The 15,323-nt window shown below is 60.0% G+C and carries 14 protein-coding genes; 2 read left to right on the top strand and 12 right to left on the bottom strand.

Going from position 1 to position 15,323, the window contains the following annotated elements:
- Positions 1-90 precede the first annotated feature (90 nt).
- From cynS to H2170_13440, 8 genes are all read right to left on the bottom strand, one after another.
- Positions 91-534: a cyanase gene (cynS, locus tag H2170_13475; protein MCS6301083.1), complete on the bottom strand. Its 444-nt coding sequence runs from the start codon at positions 532-534 to the stop codon at positions 91-93.
- Between the two features lie 174 nt (positions 535-708).
- Complete coding sequence (locus tag H2170_13470; protein MCS6301082.1) at positions 709-2,352, bottom strand: alginate export family protein; 1,644 nt, start codon at positions 2,350-2,352, stop codon at positions 709-711.
- Positions 2,353-2,411: 59 nt separating this feature from the next.
- Positions 2,412-3,233 carry an ABC transporter ATP-binding protein gene (locus H2170_13465; protein MCS6301081.1) on the bottom strand — a complete coding sequence of 274 codons (822 nt, stop codon included), beginning with the start codon at positions 3,231-3,233 and terminating at the stop codon, positions 2,412-2,414.
- Between the two features lie 15 nt (positions 3,234-3,248).
- Positions 3,249-4,139: an ABC transporter ATP-binding protein gene (locus H2170_13460; GenBank protein ID MCS6301080.1), complete on the bottom strand. Its 891-nt coding sequence runs from the start codon at positions 4,137-4,139 to the stop codon at positions 3,249-3,251.
- 6 nt (positions 4,140-4,145) lie between these two features.
- The gene (gene ntrB / locus H2170_13455) at positions 4,146-4,793 is read right to left on the bottom strand and encodes a nitrate ABC transporter permease (GenBank protein ID MCS6301079.1); all 648 of its coding nucleotides are present in this window, start codon (positions 4,791-4,793) and stop codon (positions 4,146-4,148) included.
- 335 nt (positions 4,794-5,128) lie between these two features.
- Positions 5,129-5,383, bottom strand: coding sequence for a hypothetical protein (locus H2170_13450; protein MCS6301078.1), 255 nt, complete (start codon positions 5,381-5,383; stop codon positions 5,129-5,131).
- 30 nt (positions 5,384-5,413) lie between these two features.
- Positions 5,414-6,703, bottom strand: coding sequence for an ABC transporter substrate-binding protein (locus tag H2170_13445; GenBank protein ID MCS6301077.1), 1,290 nt, complete (start codon positions 6,701-6,703; stop codon positions 5,414-5,416).
- A 15-nt stretch (positions 6,704-6,718) separates the two neighbouring features.
- Complete coding sequence (locus H2170_13440; GenBank protein ID MCS6301076.1) at positions 6,719-7,774, bottom strand: ABC transporter substrate-binding protein; 1,056 nt, start codon at positions 7,772-7,774, stop codon at positions 6,719-6,721.
- A gap of 30 nt (positions 7,775-7,804) precedes the next feature.
- Here H2170_13440 and H2170_13435 point away from each other — a divergent pair, with 30 nt between their 5' ends.
- Positions 7,805-8,806 carry a LysR family transcriptional regulator gene (locus H2170_13435; GenBank protein ID MCS6301075.1) on the top strand — a complete coding sequence of 334 codons (1,002 nt, stop codon included), beginning with the start codon at positions 7,805-7,807 and terminating at the stop codon, positions 8,804-8,806.
- An 80-nt stretch (positions 8,807-8,886) separates the two neighbouring features.
- On the opposite strand, the gene H2170_13430 is transcribed toward H2170_13435, so the two are convergent.
- From H2170_13430 to glmS, 4 genes are all read right to left on the bottom strand, one after another.
- Positions 8,887-9,627, bottom strand: a complete 741-nt coding sequence (locus tag H2170_13430; protein ID MCS6301074.1) for a hypothetical protein — start codon at positions 9,625-9,627, stop codon at positions 8,887-8,889.
- A complete protein-coding gene (locus H2170_13425) occupies positions 9,603-9,809 on the bottom strand; it encodes a hypothetical protein (GenBank protein MCS6301073.1) in 207 nt (68 codons plus the stop codon). The genes H2170_13430 and H2170_13425 overlap by 25 nt, the downstream gene beginning before the upstream one ends.
- Before the next feature lie 303 nt (positions 9,810-10,112).
- Positions 10,113-11,615: an anthranilate synthase component I gene (gene trpE / locus H2170_13420; protein ID MCS6301072.1), complete on the bottom strand. Its 1,503-nt coding sequence runs from the start codon at positions 11,613-11,615 to the stop codon at positions 10,113-10,115.
- A 165-nt stretch (positions 11,616-11,780) separates the two neighbouring features.
- Entirely contained in the window at positions 11,781-13,634 is a 1,854-nt protein-coding gene (gene glmS / locus H2170_13415) for a glutamine--fructose-6-phosphate transaminase (isomerizing) (GenBank protein MCS6301071.1), read from the bottom strand.
- 119 nt (positions 13,635-13,753) lie between these two features.
- On the opposite strand from glmS, the gene H2170_13410 reads away from it, so the two are divergent.
- Positions 13,754-15,040 (top strand): glucose-1-phosphate adenylyltransferase, encoded by a 1,287-nt coding sequence (locus H2170_13410; protein ID MCS6301070.1) that lies wholly within the window; start codon positions 13,754-13,756, stop codon positions 15,038-15,040.
- The last annotated feature ends 283 nt before the right edge of the window (positions 15,041-15,323 follow it).

Here is a 15,323-nt window from a genome sequence, read left to right as displayed (position 1 = left end):
GAATTATGAATAAAATTTATGGGTTGGTTTGATTAAAGGAATTCATGGGTGCGGGGCGCTTTGAGGGAGCGAGGACGATGCGGACTGCGCTCACCAGGTTTTGTATCCCAAAAACTTGCCGCACATTTCAATTTTGACGCGGTCGCCCTTGGGATCTGCCACGCGGTCCACCGACATGGTGAAGTCGATGGCACTCATGATTCCTGGACCGAACTTTTCCTCGATGAGGGCCTTCAACGTGGGGCCGTAAACGTAGATGATTTCCTGGAAACGGTATTGGAGCGGCTCCTTGGTGACGGAGGCGGCGGCTTCGCCCTTGTTGCAGTACTCGGTGAGGGCTTCGGCGATGTCGGGCCCGAGTTCGAGGGCGGCGGCGAGGCGGGCGGCGGCGTCGGGCGGCAGGGCGTTTTCGCCCAGGCAGGCTGAGGTGGTGTAGACCTCGGATAGGCCGGCGGCGTTGGCGAGGGCGGCCCAGGTGAGTTGTTTGGACTTTTTGGCGACGAGGATGGCGGCGGTGAGCGCGGTTTTGGTCATGGTGTTTGAGGGGAAAACGTGGCGGGGGCGGAGGGAGTGAGGGGTTGACCGCGAAGTTCGCGTAGAGGCGCGAAGGGCGGAATGGGGCTTTAAAAATAGGCGTAAAAAAGCGGCGTGACGTCCGGTGAAGGGCTGTCACGCCGCTGCGTTCAGGTTTACCGAGCTGGGACGAACTCAGAGGTTCAGGGTGACTTGGATGTAGGCGTAGTTGGCGTCATCGGAGCCGCCGTTGTTGGCCCACGTTTGTTTGATGTAGTCGCCGTGGAAGTAGTGGCTGACGTTGGCCTCGATGTTCAGGTAGGGCACCGGTGTGTAGCTGATGATTAAGTCAACTTCCTTACCGAGACTATTACTGAAGCTGGAATTGATGCCGTAGGAGCCATTATTATTAGCGGTCGTAAAGCCGGAGCCGTCGGGGTTGATGGTCTGATTTCCGCCGACACGAGCAACGCCGCCGACGTTGTACCAATAATCGTTGGTGGTATCGAGACGCTGGAGATGGCCTTCAATCGCCACACGAAGTTTCGGGGTCGGTTTGGCTTCGAGCGCCAGGCGTAGATCGTGCAAGTTTTGCAGGCTGTTCAGGTCGGAGTAACCGTAGAAGAAGTGCGTGGTGGCGAACTGATTCTGGAAGGTATTCGATTCGCCGTCTTTGGCGTTCTTGTCACCGGAGGCGTAGCTGTACATGAGCGAGAGGCGCGGCTGCCAAGCGAGATCATACCAAGTGTAGCCAATCTGACCGATGGCCGAGTAGGCGTCTTGGTCGAGTTCCCTAGCGGAACGATGAGCTGCTGCGTTGTTAACGACAGTCACCGCGGCACCGGTGGTTGCGTTGCGGTTGTTGATGGTGCCGAACTGATACATGCCCTCGCCGCTGTAGTCCCAAGGATTAGAGGTGTTGGGTTTTGACTTCACCCGCAATCCCACGGTGTAGAGATCCTGAATGGGCGGGTTACGGAATGGAGCCGCGATGCCACCCCAGTCTTCGTCAAGGCTGCCGGCCTCGACGTTGCGGTTGAGCAAGTAGGTTTCAACGATGTGGTTCTTACTGACGACCGGAATGGTGGTCAGATTAAAGTACGCACCGGAGAACTTATCGTTGTCGTAGTGTGATTTATCGAACGCACCGTTGTCGTGGTAAACGACGCTGCCAGTGAACAAGTCGACTCCACCCAGCGAATTTTGGTACCGGCCCTTGGCTGCGTCAAAACTACGGCCGTTGTTATTCCAGAGGAAATTACCGATCTGGCGCTGGTCGCCGTAAACGAGTTCCTGACGGCCGATCTTGGCGGAGACGGGGTATTCCTTGTGGTTGCCGACCGCTACGTAGGCCTGATGGAGGCTGAGATCGCGGTTGTTTTCCTGCTCACCTTTGCCTGCCAGGACGCCAGGGACCGAGTTGCTAGTATTAGGGTTGGTGGTGCCGTTGTTGCCGCGTTCGTCATCGAAGGAGGCGCTGGAGCGGCCCTGAACAAACACCTGATACCATTTATCGGTGTAACCGATGCGGGGCATGATCCGCAGCAGCGAGTAGTTGTTATTGTTGTCGGTGAGGTCTTTGTTGGCGGCAGGTGTTTCACCGGCGCGGAAGTCGTTGTTCTGGCCGCCTGAGGTGAAGCTGGCGTTGTCCTTGTTTTCAAAGCGTCCGCGGATGTTCACGCCGATGTCCCACTGGTTCATGTAGGGATTGGCGCCACGGAGGTTGAAGTTGGTCATGCCCGGGTACGCGGGCGGGGGTGGCGGGTAGAACTGCGCGGAGGCGGAGGCGGCCGCGACGACGAAGCCGAGGCTGGCGAGGGAGGTGTGGAGGCGATTCATGGTGGATGTGGTGCGGTTGTTTGTCTGGTTGAGGCGGACGGCTGGGCGGAAAGTGGGTCTCAGTGGTGAGTCGCGAGGGCGGGCTGGCCGGCTTGGCCGGGGCGGTGGTGCGAGCGTTCGTTGAGGAAGGTGAGCAAATACTCGCGCAGGCGGTAATACTCCGGGTCTTCCAGCAGCTGCTTGCGGGTGCGGGGACGCGGGAAGTTAACCTCCAAAATGTCGCCCACGGTGGCTTCGGGGCCGTCGGTCATCATCACCACGCGGTCGGAAAGGTAGAGTGCCTCATCGACGTCGTGGGTGACCATCAGCGCTGTTTTCTGGTCGCGCTGCCACAGGTTGAGCAACACGTCCTGCAACTCGTATTTGGTTAACGAATCCAACATGCCGAACGGCTCGTCGAGCAGCAGCATCTTGGGCGAGAGTGCAAACGCGCGGGCGATGCCGCAGCGCTGGCGCATGCCTTGCGAGATCTCGCCGGGGCGCTTGTGCATCGAGTCGGCCAGGCCGACCAGCGACAGGTAGTATTCGGCGATCTGCGTGCGTTCGAGTTTCGAGGCGGTGTAGTACACCTGATCGATTCCGAGCATGACGTTTTCAAACGCGGTGAACCAGGGCAGCAGGCAGGGCGCTTGAAATACCACGCCTCGGTCAGGGCCGGCGCCGACCACTTCTTTACCTGCGAGAACAATGACCCCGCTGGTCACGTCGCTTAGGCCGGCGATCATGGACAACACGGTGGATTTACCGCAGCCGGAGTGGCCGATGAGGGTGATGAACTCGCCCTTCTTCACTCCGAGATCAAAATCGCGCACGACGGTGAGCGGGCCCTTGGGCGTGGGGAAGGTTTTAACGAGTTGGGAGATTTCGAGGAATTTACTCATGGTGCGTGGCGGCGCTTAGGAGACGCTGACGGTCTCGTCTTTTTCCTCGTTGAGGCGGCGGGGCGGACGGTTGACACGCGGGGCATCAAGGTTTTCGGGGAGGATGTTGGGCAAAATAAGTTTGCGGGTGACGGCGGTCTGGCGGGCGGCGTTGAAGCCGAGTAGCTGGTTGGTGACCAAGGCGCGCAGGCGCTTGAACTCGGGATCGTGGTTGAGGCCGGTGCGGTTGCGCGGACGGGACAAGTTAACCGGTACGGATTCTCCCAGCGTTGCGCCCGGCCCGATGGTGAGCGGGATGATGCGGTCGGCCAACAGCAGGGCTTCGTCCACCGAGTTGGTGATGAGCACCACGGTTTTTTTGTCGGCCTGCCAGATGCTGGCGATTTCGTCCTGCAAAGTGGCGCGGCTGAGCGCGTCGAGGGCACCGAGGGGTTCATCCAACAAAAGGATACGCGGGTCGATGGCCAGAGTGCGCGCCACCGAGACGCGCTGGCGCATGCCGCCGGAGAGCTGCTTGGGCAGGCGGTCTTTGGCGTGGCTGAGTTTGACCATCGCGATGTACTTATCGACGTGGGCCTGGCGCTTGGCGGCGTCCCAGCTGGGGAAAACCTGGTCCACGGCGATGGCGATGTTTTCGTAAACGGTGAGCCAGGGCAGCAGGCTGTAGTTTTGGAAAACAAGGCCGCGGTCGGGACCGGGTCCGGTGACGACTTTGCCTTCGAGGGTGACCTCGCCGGAGTCGGGTTTGGTCAAACCGGCGATCATCGAAATGAGCGTGGTTTTACCCTGGCCGGAGTAGCCGACGATGGCGACGAATTCACCCTCGGCGATCGACAGGTTGACGTTCGAGAGAACGCTGTGGCCGTCGAAGGACTTGGAGACGTTTTTGAGTTCGAGGAAAGCCATGACGGGTTAGCTGATGGCCTTAAAGCGGGCTTCGATCAGCGACATGAGGCGGTCCAAGATGAGGCCGACGACGCCGATAACGAGGATCGAGAAGATGATGTGTTCGTAGATCAGGGCGTTGTACTCCTGCCAGAGGAAGCCGCCTGCGCCGGGACGACCGGTGAGCATTTCGGCGGCGACAATCGCCAGCCAGCAGATGCCTAAGCTCAGGCGGAAGCCGGTGAACATGTAGGGAAGGGTGGCGGGAATGAGGATCTTGGTGAGCATCTTCCAGCGCGAGAGCTTCAGGACGCGGCCGACGTTTAGGTAATCCTGCGGCACGGCACGCACACCGACAGCGGTGTTGAGCACGGTCGGCCACATGCCGCACAGGGCGATGGTGAACAGCGCGGCGTAGGTGCCGGCTTCAGGACCAGCGCGCATGAACAAAATCAAACCTAGGGGTAACCAAGCCAGAGGGGAAACCGGGCGCAGCACTTGGATGAGCGGGTCGAACATTTTGGTAAACGTGGGCGACAGGCCGAGGAAGAAACCGATGGGTACGCCGATCAGCAGAGCGATCGCATAGCCCTTGGAAACGAGCACCAGAGAGTACCACGTAAAGCGCAGGATGCCTTGGTCCATTTCGCCGCGTTTGGCAAAAGGCTCTTTCATGTAGGGAAGGCTGGAGATCCACGTTTCGGCGACGTTGGGCAGATCAGGGATCAGGCCGACGCGTGTTTCCTCGTAGGAATCCTTAACCGCCGCCCAAACCGCAGGCGGCAGGCTGGTAGCTGTGGCTGCTTCGATTTGTTTGTTTTTCAACTGGGCAGCTACCGCGTTCCACTGGGCGGTACCCTCGGGTAGGGCAACGACGAGCGCGCTCAGATTCTCGTGGCTGATGCTGTCGCTGAGCTTGAAGACCTTGCGGCCGGCCAAGCCGTGCCAAGTGAGGAGCACGATGACCGCGCCGATAATGGGCAGGATCAACCAGTCGAATTTAAATTTGTTCATAAGGGAGGTGTAGAGCGGAGGGTGTCGACCCGAGTGGAAGCGGAGGCGAGCAGGACAACGAGAATAGCGAAAAGGAGTGAGGATGCGGATTTAACAACAACGAGGCGGGTGATGTGGCCTTGGGCCCAGTGGTCGCCCTGATTAAGGGCGACTTGTACGAGTCCGACAGCGACCCCGAGTCTCGCCGCCCGCTTCCACACAGCTGGCTCGCGCAGGGCGCGGGCGTAACAGCCGATCAGAGAAGCATGCACGACGAGAACGGGGCGCGGATAGTGAACGGCTTAGCCCTTGAGGTTTTTGACTGCAAAACCCTTGGCGTAGGCCTCGGGATTGGCCGGATCGTAAACGACGCCGTCGAACAGGGTCTCGGGGGTGTTATCGAGGCCACCGTGGGTGACGCCGATTTCCTTCATCGCCTCTTCGTAGATGTCGTTACGGAGAACCTTTTTGTTGATCGCGGCGTAGTCGGGGGCACCGGTGACCATGCCCCAGCGGCGGAACTGCGAGAGGAACCACGAGCCGTGTTTGGGCTGCGGGTAGTTGCAGTTGCGCTTGCTGAAGTGCATGGGGAACGCATCGGTGACCTTGCGGCCGTCACCGTAATCGAGTTCGCCCATAAGACGGGCGAGAATGATTTCGGGAGCGCAGTTGATGTAAGTCGGTTTGGAGACGATCTGGCACTGCTCGGCGCGGTTGGCCATGTCGTCGAGCCAGACGGAGGCCTCATGAAGGGCTTTGAGGACGGCCTTGACGGTCTTGGGGTTCTTGTTGGCGAACTCTTCGGTGAAGGCGCAAACCTTCTCGGGGTGGTCCTTCCAGATGTCCTGAGTGGTGATGGCGCTGTAGCCGATTTTGTCGGCGATGGCACGGGATCCCCAAGGCTCGCCGACGCAGTAGCCGTCCATTTTGCCAATCTTCATGTTGGCCACCATCTGAGGGGGCGGAACAACGATGAGGTTAACATCCTTGTCAGGGTGGATGCCACCGGCGGCGAGGTAGTAGCGCAGCCACATGTTGTGGGTGCCGGGAGGGAAGGTCATCGCGAAGGTCATGGGCTCGCCGAGGCTGTTGGCCGCATCGACGAAGGGCTTGAGGGCCTTCGGGTCGGCACCGACTTTGCCCTTCAACTCGTTTTTCATCGTGATGGCCTGGCCGTTGCGGTTGAGCACCCAGGGGATGATCATCGGTTTCTTAGGCGAGCCGGCTGGGCCCATGGTCGAGGCGAAGGGCATGCCGTAAAGCATGTGCGTGGCCTGGATCGAGCCGCTGGAGAGATTGTCGCGGATGGCGGCCCAATTGGCGCCCTTGGTCACCGTGGAGTTGATACCGTATTTTTTGAACAGGCCCTTTTCGTGGGCGATGACGATGGGCGAGCAGTCGGTGAGGGCGATCATGCCGAAATTGATGTTCGGCGATTCGGGGGCCTCGGAGGCCCCCACATCGGGAGCAGACCAGCCCTTGGGCAGGTTCGAGAGCAATGCGGCGGCACCGAGGCCCTTGGCGGCCGTGGTGAAGAAGGCGCGGCGGTTAAGGCGGCCTAGGTTGAGGGAATCAGGCGTGGATGAACTCATGTGTTGATGTCGATTTCAGGCGGTTTGCAGTGCGAGATGGTGAAGGTCGGAACGGAAAGTTTTTTGGCCCAAGTTGGCCGGAATCGTCACGCCGGCGGGCAGGAAGCGATTGCGTTTGAATCCCTCAATGAGCCAGGCGGCCTTGGCGGCGGTGGGGTCGTTGGCGCCGTTACGGTGGAAATGGATAAAGTCATCTGCGGGAAATGAGGTTTTGTGGCCGGCGTCAAAGGGGCCGACCAAACTCGACTGGATCACGCGTGATGGAACGTTGAGGTATTCCTTGCGGGCGAGCAGGTCGCAGAGCTCGGGGCGGAAGTCGGTGCGGTCGCAGAGTTCGGCGGCTTCACCTAGTGCAGAAATCAAGGCGAGGTGTTCGTCAGCGCGGGTGTGGGCAAAATCGCTCAGCACCATCAGGACCTTCTCTGCATGCTCGGGTGCGCGGGTGAGGCTGGGATCGGGGCACCAGCCGATGTTTTCGCGCACGGCGAGGGAGTTCCATGGGTCGCCCACGCAGTAACCGTCGATGGTGCCGGCGGCCAAATTGCGGAAGAGTTGGGGAGGGGGGACGACGACAATGCGCACGTCTTTTTCGGGATCGCTGCCGCCGCTGCGCAGCCAATCGCAAAGCTGGATACGCTGGGCGGAGTGGGCAAAAACGACACCGAAGACATAGGTGCGCTCATGGCGGGAGCGGATGATTTCATCGCGCAGGGTAGCGGCGTTGCGCACGCCTCGGCGCCAGAGTTCTTCCGAGAGGGTGATGCAGTTGCCGTTGGTGTTGAGGACGAAGGCAGTCAGGCACTCGGTAGGCAGGCAATTGATCCCGAGCGGGGTGCTGATGAGCATCGCGCCGAGGGCATGGGCTGCATCCAGTTCCTGGTGGATCACTTTATCGCGGATCGTCGCCCAGCCCACTTCGCGGCTGAGGGTGACGGACAGCCCGTGTTTCTTGAAAAGCCCGTGTTCCTGAGCCACGATGATGGGCGCGGCATCGTTAAGCGCGATGAAGCCGATGCGCAGCGCGGCGTGCGCTGAGGCGGGTCGGAGGTTTTTTCGGCTAGGCGAAGGCATCGGTGGATGACCGATACTTTAGCTGATGACATGCCAAGTTTGGGGGATGGCCTAAGAAATGCTTCTGTTTGTTTTAATGAAAATAGTGAAAGCGAGTCATGTATGAGCACAATCGATAGCCGGCAGATATTGGCCTTTGTCACCTTGGCGCGCCGGGGGAGTTTCACCTTGGCGGCCAAGGATCTCTTCCTGACCCAGTCGGCGGTGAGTCATACGATCAAGACGCTCGAACGGGATACCGGCGTGCGTCTTTTTGATCGGGTGGGAAAACGGGTGCATCTGACGCAGGGCGGCGAGCAGTTAATGCCCCATGCTGAGCGTATCCTGCGGGAGATGCAGGATGCGCGCACCGCCCTCGCAGAATTGCAAAACTGGGGGCAGGGGCGCCTGCGTGTGGGCGCCAGCACGACGGCCTGTCACCACATTCTGCCTACGGTGTTGCGCGAATTTAAGCAGAGTTTCCCCAACTGCGTCATCAAAATCGAGTCGGGCGATCACCCTCGGCAAATGGAGCTGTTGCGCAGCAACCAGGTGGATATCGCTCTCACCTTGGAGTCTGAGTCTAACGCGGCGGATTTGAGTTTTCGGCCGTTATTTGACGACGAGCTGAAGTTTTTGGTTTCGCCGATGCACCCGTGGGCGGCCAAGCGGCGCGCCCCCGCCGAGGAAATCGGCGTGGAGAGCCTGATTCTTTACAACAAGAACAGTTACACCTTCCGGTTGGTGGATAAATATTTCCGCGACGAGGGTATTGAGCTCAAAAACGTGATCGAGCTGGGCAGTATGGAGGCGATCAAGGAGCTGGTGAAGATTGGCATGGGGGCCGGGGTGCTGGCGCCGTGGATCGCCCGCGATGAGTTGGCCAAGGGCGTGTTGGTGTCGGTGCCACTGGGGAAGCGTAAGCTCAAGCGCCGCTGGGGCGTGTCGTTTCTCAAGGGGCGCAAATTACCGCTGGCCGAGGAAACCTTCGCGGGTCTGTGCGAGGCGGTTACGGAAAACTTCGGGCAGGTGGAGGAGCGGGGCGGGGCGTAACGCGCCGTCGCGTTGCAGTCGTGTTGATGCAGGGGCGCGGCAGCACCCGGCCGAGCTGGTAATGGGTGCTGGCGCGCCCGTTACCGGGCGGACATGGCCCGCATGCGCGCCTTAAAAAAAGTTCGACTGGGAATTGGACCTGAAACGGTGCAGACGGCCGCCGAAATCTCACAGGCCACGCTTGCGATGTGGGCGAGTGGATCGCCCCGAAGTAACCCCAGAACGAGCGAGGCGGAAAACGCATCGCCGGCTCCCACCGTGTCGCAGACCTTAACTTTAAAGCCGGGTTGGCGCACGGTCTGGGTTGCGGTGACGATCAGTGCGCCCTCGGGACCGAGGGTGAGGACGACGACCTCGAGTTGATAACAAATGAGAAGTTCACGCAGCGCCGTTTCCGGCTCAATGGTGCCGCCGCAGGCGATGCCGCACGCATTCATGACAGTGGTGAATTCGTCGTCGCTGAACTTGAGCACCGAGGCCAATTCAATCGCTTCACGCAGCAGCGCATCGGTGAAGTAAGGGCGTCGCAGGTTGACGTCGAGCAGGCGAAGCACGCCTTGATCCTTGGCACTGCGCACGGCGCGCAGAATCGTTGCGCGTGAGCATTCGTTGCGCAGGGCAAGGGTGCCAAAGTAAACCGCGTCGCCGCAGTCCAGCCTCGGTAAATAAGCTTCAAGCGCCGGACTCCAGCCGATGTGGTCCCACGCCACGTCGCTTGGAACATCAAAGGTGGGTTTGCCCTCAGCATCGAGCACGACGCCCACGGTGCTGGTGGGGAATTCATTCAGGTGTTGAATCAGCGAAGTACGGACCCGAGGCACTCCAGATGGGCTCGGGCTGCAGCCCCACGGGTGTCTTTACCTACCGCACTAACCAAGGCGACTTCACACCCGAGTAGTGCGACATGACAGGCGAAGGTCGCGGGGGCCCCACCGAGGCGCGGGCCTTCGGGAAAGAGATTCCAGAGTATTTGCCCGAACGCTAGAATGGTGGGTTCAGCCATAGGTTTAAGCTGCAGGTAGGGTTTGGAGCGCCATAAACGATAATCTGAGGCTGATGGACGATTTTTCGGACACCGGCATGGGGTAGTTTGTATATCGACTCATTCGCGCCAAAATGAAGAGGCCGATGCAGGGAAATCCGGTGAATTTCCGTTTTTTTCGGGCCGTGCAGTGGAGGCACGGGAAATCGGATGGGTTTGGGGTAACCACCGTGCGCTCACGCGCAAGGCCACGGGGCAGGTGGCCCGGCGCGCGGGCTTGAGACGCTCCGGAGGCCTCAGCTTGAGCGCGAATGAGTGTACGCCTCAGAACTGCTCGGCCATAGCCACCGCTTTGAACAGGGCGGATGCCTTGTTGACGGTTTCCTGGTATTCGGAGGTCGGTACGGAGTCGGCCACTACGCCGGCACCGGCTTGGATGTGAATGAGTCCGTCTTTGATCAGCGAGGTGCGCAGCATGATGCAGGTGTCGCTGTTGCCGTCGTAGCCGAAGTAGCCGAGGGCACCGGCATAAAAGCCGCGCTGGGAGGGCTCGTTTTGGGCAATCAGCTGCATGGCGCGGATCTTGGGCGCACCGCTCACCGTGCCGGCGGGGAACGTGGCCCGCAGCAGGTCGTAGGCAGTCTTGTCTTTGGCGATTTTGCCTTCGACCTGGGAGACGATGTGCATGACGTGCGAATAGCGCTCGATGACCATCATCTCGGGCACGGTTACGCTGCCAAATTCGCATACCCGACCGATGTCGTTGCGAGCGAGGTCAACCAACATGAGGTGCTCGGCGCGCTCCTTCTCGTCGGCGAGCAGGTCTTTCTCCAGCGCAAGATCGTCGGCGTGGGTGACGCCGCGTTTACGCGTACCGGCGATAGGGCGGATCTCCACGAGACCGTCGGTCAAACGCACGTGGACTTCGGGCGAGGCCCCAACGATAGCGAAATCCTCGGTCTCGAGGATAAACATGTAGGGCGACGGGTTCACCGTGCGCAGGGCACGGTAAAGATCGAGCGGGGTTTTGCTGAAGGGCTGGGTGAAGCGCTGCGAGGGGACGATCTGGATGATGTCGCCGGAGCGGATGAACTCCTTGGTGCCTTCGACCACAGCTTCGAAGGCGGCTTGGGTGAAATTCCCTGGAGGCACGGCGACTGGACCGGTTTCAACGAGCGGGGCGGGGGCGAGTGAACGAGGCTCGCGCAACAGCGCATAGAGCGACTCGAGTTCCGCTACGGCGGCGTCGTAAGCGGCGGCGGGATCGGCCGCGGTGCGTAGGTGGGCGTTGACGCACAGGCGCAGCGTTTGTTTGGCGCGGTCGAAAATCAGCAGCGAGTCCGACAGCATGAAATAGATCAGGGGCATGCCGAGTTCGTCCTTGGCGGCTGCGGGCACGCTGGCCTCGATGCGGGTGACGTACTCGTAGCCGATAAAACCCACGGCGCCACCGGTGAAGCGGGGCAGGCCGGGCAGGCTCACGGGGTGGTGGCCGGCCATCTCGGCCTCGATTAACTTCAGTGGGTCGGGCGGGGTGGGGACGGTCTCGGTGCGAGCGGGTTGGCCTGCTTGAGCCGGGGTGCGGATCTCGGTGGTCAGCGGCCCGCAGGCGAAGATCTTGCGCGGGCGGCAGCCGATGAAGCTGTAACGCGAGAGTTGTTCGCCGCCCTCGACTGATTCCAGTAGGTAGGACGGCCCGGAGGCCTTGAGCTTGGCGTAGGCTGAAACGGGCGTCTCGAAGTCCGCCATGAGGTCGGCGTAAACCGGGATAACGTTACCTTGGGTGGCGAGTCTGAGGAAATCCTCGCGGCGTGGGAAGATGTTCATGCGGTTTGAGTTAGAGAATCAGCAATCAGCGGTCAGCAGGCAGATGGAAGCGGGCGTAAATTGGATTTCAAAGGTGATCTCAGCGGAGGACATCAGATGAACGTTTGCCGGGTGGCTGGCGTACGGGGATCTGACTGCTAACCTCTGATTTCTAACCTCTCGAATTTATTCCACGGTGACGGATTTCGCGAGGTTGCGGGGTTTGTCCACGTCGCAGCCGCGCTCGCAGGCGATGTAGTAACTCAGGAGTTGTACTGGAATCGTGGCGACGATCGGCAGCACAGCTTCGTGGCACTCGGGGATGGTGATGATCTCGTCGGCCAGGCCTTCGGGCAGTTCGCAGCCCTCGGTGATGATGGCAATGACCGGACCCTTGCGCGCTTTTACCTCCTGCATCGAGGAGACGACTTTGTTGAAGATCTCGCCCTTGGGGGCGAAGAACACGCTTGGGCACTGCTCGTTGATGAGCGCGATGGGGCCGTGTTTCATCTCGGCCGCAGGGTAACCCTCAGCGTGGATGTAGGAGATTTCCTTTAATTTGAGCGCGCCTTCGAGGGCGATGGGGAAGAGCGATAGGCGGCCCAAGAACAGCATGTCGTTGTACTTTGCCAGGCGCTTGGCGATGGCCTTGATGTGGCCGGCTTGTTCGAGGGCCTTGCGCACCAGGTCGGGGGCTTTTTTGAGGGCGGCGACGTATTCAACGCCGTCAGCGAAACTCATGTCGCGCATGCGGGCCACGTGCAGGGCGAGCATCGCGCCGATGAGCAGCTGCGAGGTGAACGCCTTGGTGGAGGCGACGCCGATCTCGGGGCCGACGTGCTGGTAGATGCCGCCATCGGCCTCGCGGGCGATGGTCGAACCAACCGTGTTGTTAATCGCCAAAACCTTGTAGCCCTTGCGTTGCGCTTCACGCAGCGCGCCAAGCGTGTCGATGGTCTCGCCGGATTGGCTCATCACAAAGAAGAGCGGGTTGCCGGAAAGAGGCGCGTTGCGGTAGCGGAATTCGGACGCGTAATCGACCTCGACGGGAACGCGGGCGAACCGCTCGATCAGGTGCTCGGCAACCAAGCAGGAATGCCACGCCGTGCCGCAGCCGAGGAAGGCAAAGCGGTCGATTTGGCGGAAGTCGACCGGACCTAGATTGAGGCCGCCGAACTTGGCGGTGGAGCCGTCTTCGGAGAAGCGCCCGCGCATCGAGTTTTCCAGAGCGGCGGGTTGCTCGAAAATTTCCTTCTCCATGAAGTGGGCGTAGCCGTTGATGTCGGCGGCATCGATGGCCCAGGTGACCTTGTCGACCACCGGAGAGACGTCCTCCATGTCGAGGTTGGAGATGGAGAACTGCTTGGCGGTGACGTGCACGACCTCGCCGTCCTTGAGGTAAACGACGTTCTGGGTGCGGCTGACCAACGCGGAGACGTCGGAGGCGAGGATGTATTCGTTATCACCTACGCCGAGTATGAGCGGCGAGCCCTTGCGGGCGGCTACCAGCTCGCCGACGTAATCGTTACAAAGGACGGATATGCCGTAGGTGCCCTCGACATGGCGGAGGGTTTTGCGCACGGCGTGCAAGAAACGGCTCTCGCCGGCGGGAGCGACCGGCTCCTTGGCATAGTGGTAGGCGACCAAATTGGAGAGCACTTCAGTGTCGGTCTCCGAGGAAAAGGTGAAGCCTTTGGAGAGGAGAAATTTCTTAATCGCCGAGTAGTTTTCGATCACGCCGTTGTGCACGAGGGCGATCATGCCGTCGCTGCTCAGGTGGGGGTGGGCGTTGGCCTCGGTGACTCCACCGTGGGTGGCCCAGCGGGTGTGGGCGATGCCGGTGGTGCCGGAAAAACGGTGCTTGGCCGACTCCTTAACGAGGTTGTCCACTCGCCCGACTTTGCGAGCGATGAACAAGCGCCCGTCTTGCTGCACGGCGAGGCCGGCGGAATCATAGCCGCGGTACTCGAGGCGTTTGAGGCCTTCGAGGAGAATGGGGGATGCCTTTTGACGGCCAACGTAGCCTACGATTCCACACATAAATTTTTTAAAGGTTTAAGCTCGCGAATTTACGCGGTCGTTCAAGCGTGGGGCAAGGTTATACCCAGATCCCTTAACCCTATAGTTCTCTGTAACCCTAGTTCTCGATTCCCACTCATATGAGCATGCAGAAAAAAGTCTTGGCGGTAGTCATGGGCGGCGGACGCGGTTCGCGCCTCTATCCGTTGACCATGGAGCGGTGCAAACCGGCTGTCCCTCTCGCGGGCAAGTATCGCCTCGTCGATATCCCGATCAGCAACTGCATTAACTCCGATATCAATCGGATCTTTCTGCTCACGCAGTTCCATACCGCCTCGCTCCATCGCCACACCCAGAGCACCTACAATTTCGATCCGTTCGGTGGCGGTTTTGTTGATATCCTCTCGGCCGAGCAGACCGAGAAAAACACAAATTGGTACCAAGGCACGGCGGACGCCGTACGTCGTAATCTTCAGCATTTTCGCAGCTTCCCGCATGATTTGGTGCTGATCCTTTCGGGCGACCAGCTGTACCGGATGGATTTCCGCAAAATCATCGCCGACCACATCGCCAGCAAGGCGGACGTGAGCATCGCGGCGATTCCATTCCCCGTGTCGAAAGTCGAAGGGTTGGGGTTGATGGAGGTTAACGACGACCTGTCGGTTAAACGCTTCGTCGAGAAGCCCAAGGATCCGGCCGTCATTCAGGGGCTTACCCTCAGTCCGAAACTGGAGTCCACCTTGCACTCCACCACGGGCGAGAAGCACTGCCTGGCCTCCATGGGCATCTACGTTTTCAATCGTCAGGTGTTGGCCGACGCGCTCGACAGCAACATGACCGACTTCGGCAAAGAAGTTATCCCGTCGCTGCTGGGCAAGAAGCGCCTCTTTGCCCATATTTTCGAAGGTTACTGGGAGGATATCGGCACCGTGAAGGCCTTCTTCGACACCAACCTCGCGTTGTCCGATCCACTGCCGCCCTTCAATTTCTTTGATCCGACCGCGCCGATCTACACCCAGGATCGTTACCTGCCGGCCTCGAAGCTCAACAAGTGCGCCATTGACCACGCGGTCATTGGCGACGGTTCGATCATCACCGATTGCTCGATCAAACGCTGCGTGCTCGGGATCCGCTCTTATGTGGGTGAAGGTAGCAAGCTTTCCGAGGTCGTGATGATGGGCGCGGACTACTACGAAACACCTGAGCAGCAGGAGGCAAACGCAGCACGCGGTGTGTTCAGCATCGGCGTCGGTCGCAACTGCGAGATCGAGCACACGATCATCGATAAAAACGCTCGTATTGGCGACAACGTGAAGCTCTCCGCCGCGGGTAAGGCCGACGGTGAATACGCCCACGGGATTATCGTGCGCGACGGCGTGCTCGTCGTGCCCAAGGGCGCGATTATCCCCAGCGGCGCGGTGGTCTGAGCGGGTTGAATTACTCGGCTGGAGCGGGAGACTTGGGCGCAAGCCGAGGTTTCCTGCTCCAGCCTTTTTTGTGCCGCCGTCTCGAAGGCCGCGCGTACATGGGTACTCCGCGTTTATGCGGTCGATAGCGGCAGGTTTATACGAGTTCGCGTTTAAAATGAGCTGCACGCAATCGGTACGTGGTGCAGCAGCTACCGTTGGCTAAACACCTTGAGCTCACGCTCAAGGCCACGGGGAGTGTGTTCACGAAGGGTGTGGCCTTGAGCATGAGCTCAAGTATGCC

Origin of the sequence: Opitutus sp., from assembly GCA_024998815.1 — a bacterium.
Classification (GTDB): Bacteria; Verrucomicrobiota; Verrucomicrobiia; order Opitutales; family Opitutaceae; genus Rariglobus.
This window is presented reverse-complemented; position numbering and strand designations above follow the sequence as displayed.

What these genes read in the sequence shown, in the direction of transcription:
- cynS (MCS6301083.1), bottom strand. Translation starts at nt 534, where the DNA reads ATGACCAAAACCGCGCTCACCGCCGCCATCCTCGTCGCCAAAAAGTCC.
- H2170_13470 (MCS6301082.1), bottom strand. Translation starts at nt 2,352, where the DNA reads ATGAATCGCCTCCACACCTCCCTCGCCAGCCTCGGCTTCGTCGTCGCG.
- H2170_13465 (MCS6301081.1), bottom strand. Translation starts at nt 3,233, where the DNA reads ATGAGTAAATTCCTCGAAATCTCCCAACTCGTTAAAACCTTCCCCACG.
- H2170_13460 (MCS6301080.1), bottom strand. Translation starts at nt 4,139, where the DNA reads ATGGCTTTCCTCGAACTCAAAAACGTCTCCAAGTCCTTCGACGGCCAC.
- ntrB (MCS6301079.1), bottom strand. Translation starts at nt 4,793, where the DNA reads ATGAAAGAGCCTTTTGCCAAACGCGGCGAAATGGACCAAGGCATCCTG.
- H2170_13445 (MCS6301077.1), bottom strand. Translation starts at nt 6,703, where the DNA reads ATGAGTTCATCCACGCCTGATTCCCTCAACCTAGGCCGCCTTAACCGC.
- H2170_13440 (MCS6301076.1), bottom strand. Translation starts at nt 7,774, where the DNA reads ATGCCTTCGCCTAGCCGAAAAAACCTCCGACCCGCCTCAGCGCACGCC.
- H2170_13435 (MCS6301075.1), top strand. Translation starts at nt 7,805, where the DNA reads ATGCCAAGTTTGGGGGATGGCCTAAGAAATGCTTCTGTTTGTTTTAAT.
- H2170_13425 (MCS6301073.1), bottom strand. Translation starts at nt 9,809, where the DNA reads ATGGCTGAACCCACCATTCTAGCGTTCGGGCAAATACTCTGGAATCTC.
- trpE (MCS6301072.1), bottom strand. Translation starts at nt 11,615, where the DNA reads ATGAACATCTTCCCACGCCGCGAGGATTTCCTCAGACTCGCCACCCAA.
- glmS (MCS6301071.1), bottom strand. Translation starts at nt 13,634, where the DNA reads ATGTGTGGAATCGTAGGCTACGTTGGCCGTCAAAAGGCATCCCCCATT.
- H2170_13410 (MCS6301070.1), top strand. Translation starts at nt 13,754, where the DNA reads ATGAGCATGCAGAAAAAAGTCTTGGCGGTAGTCATGGGCGGCGGACGC.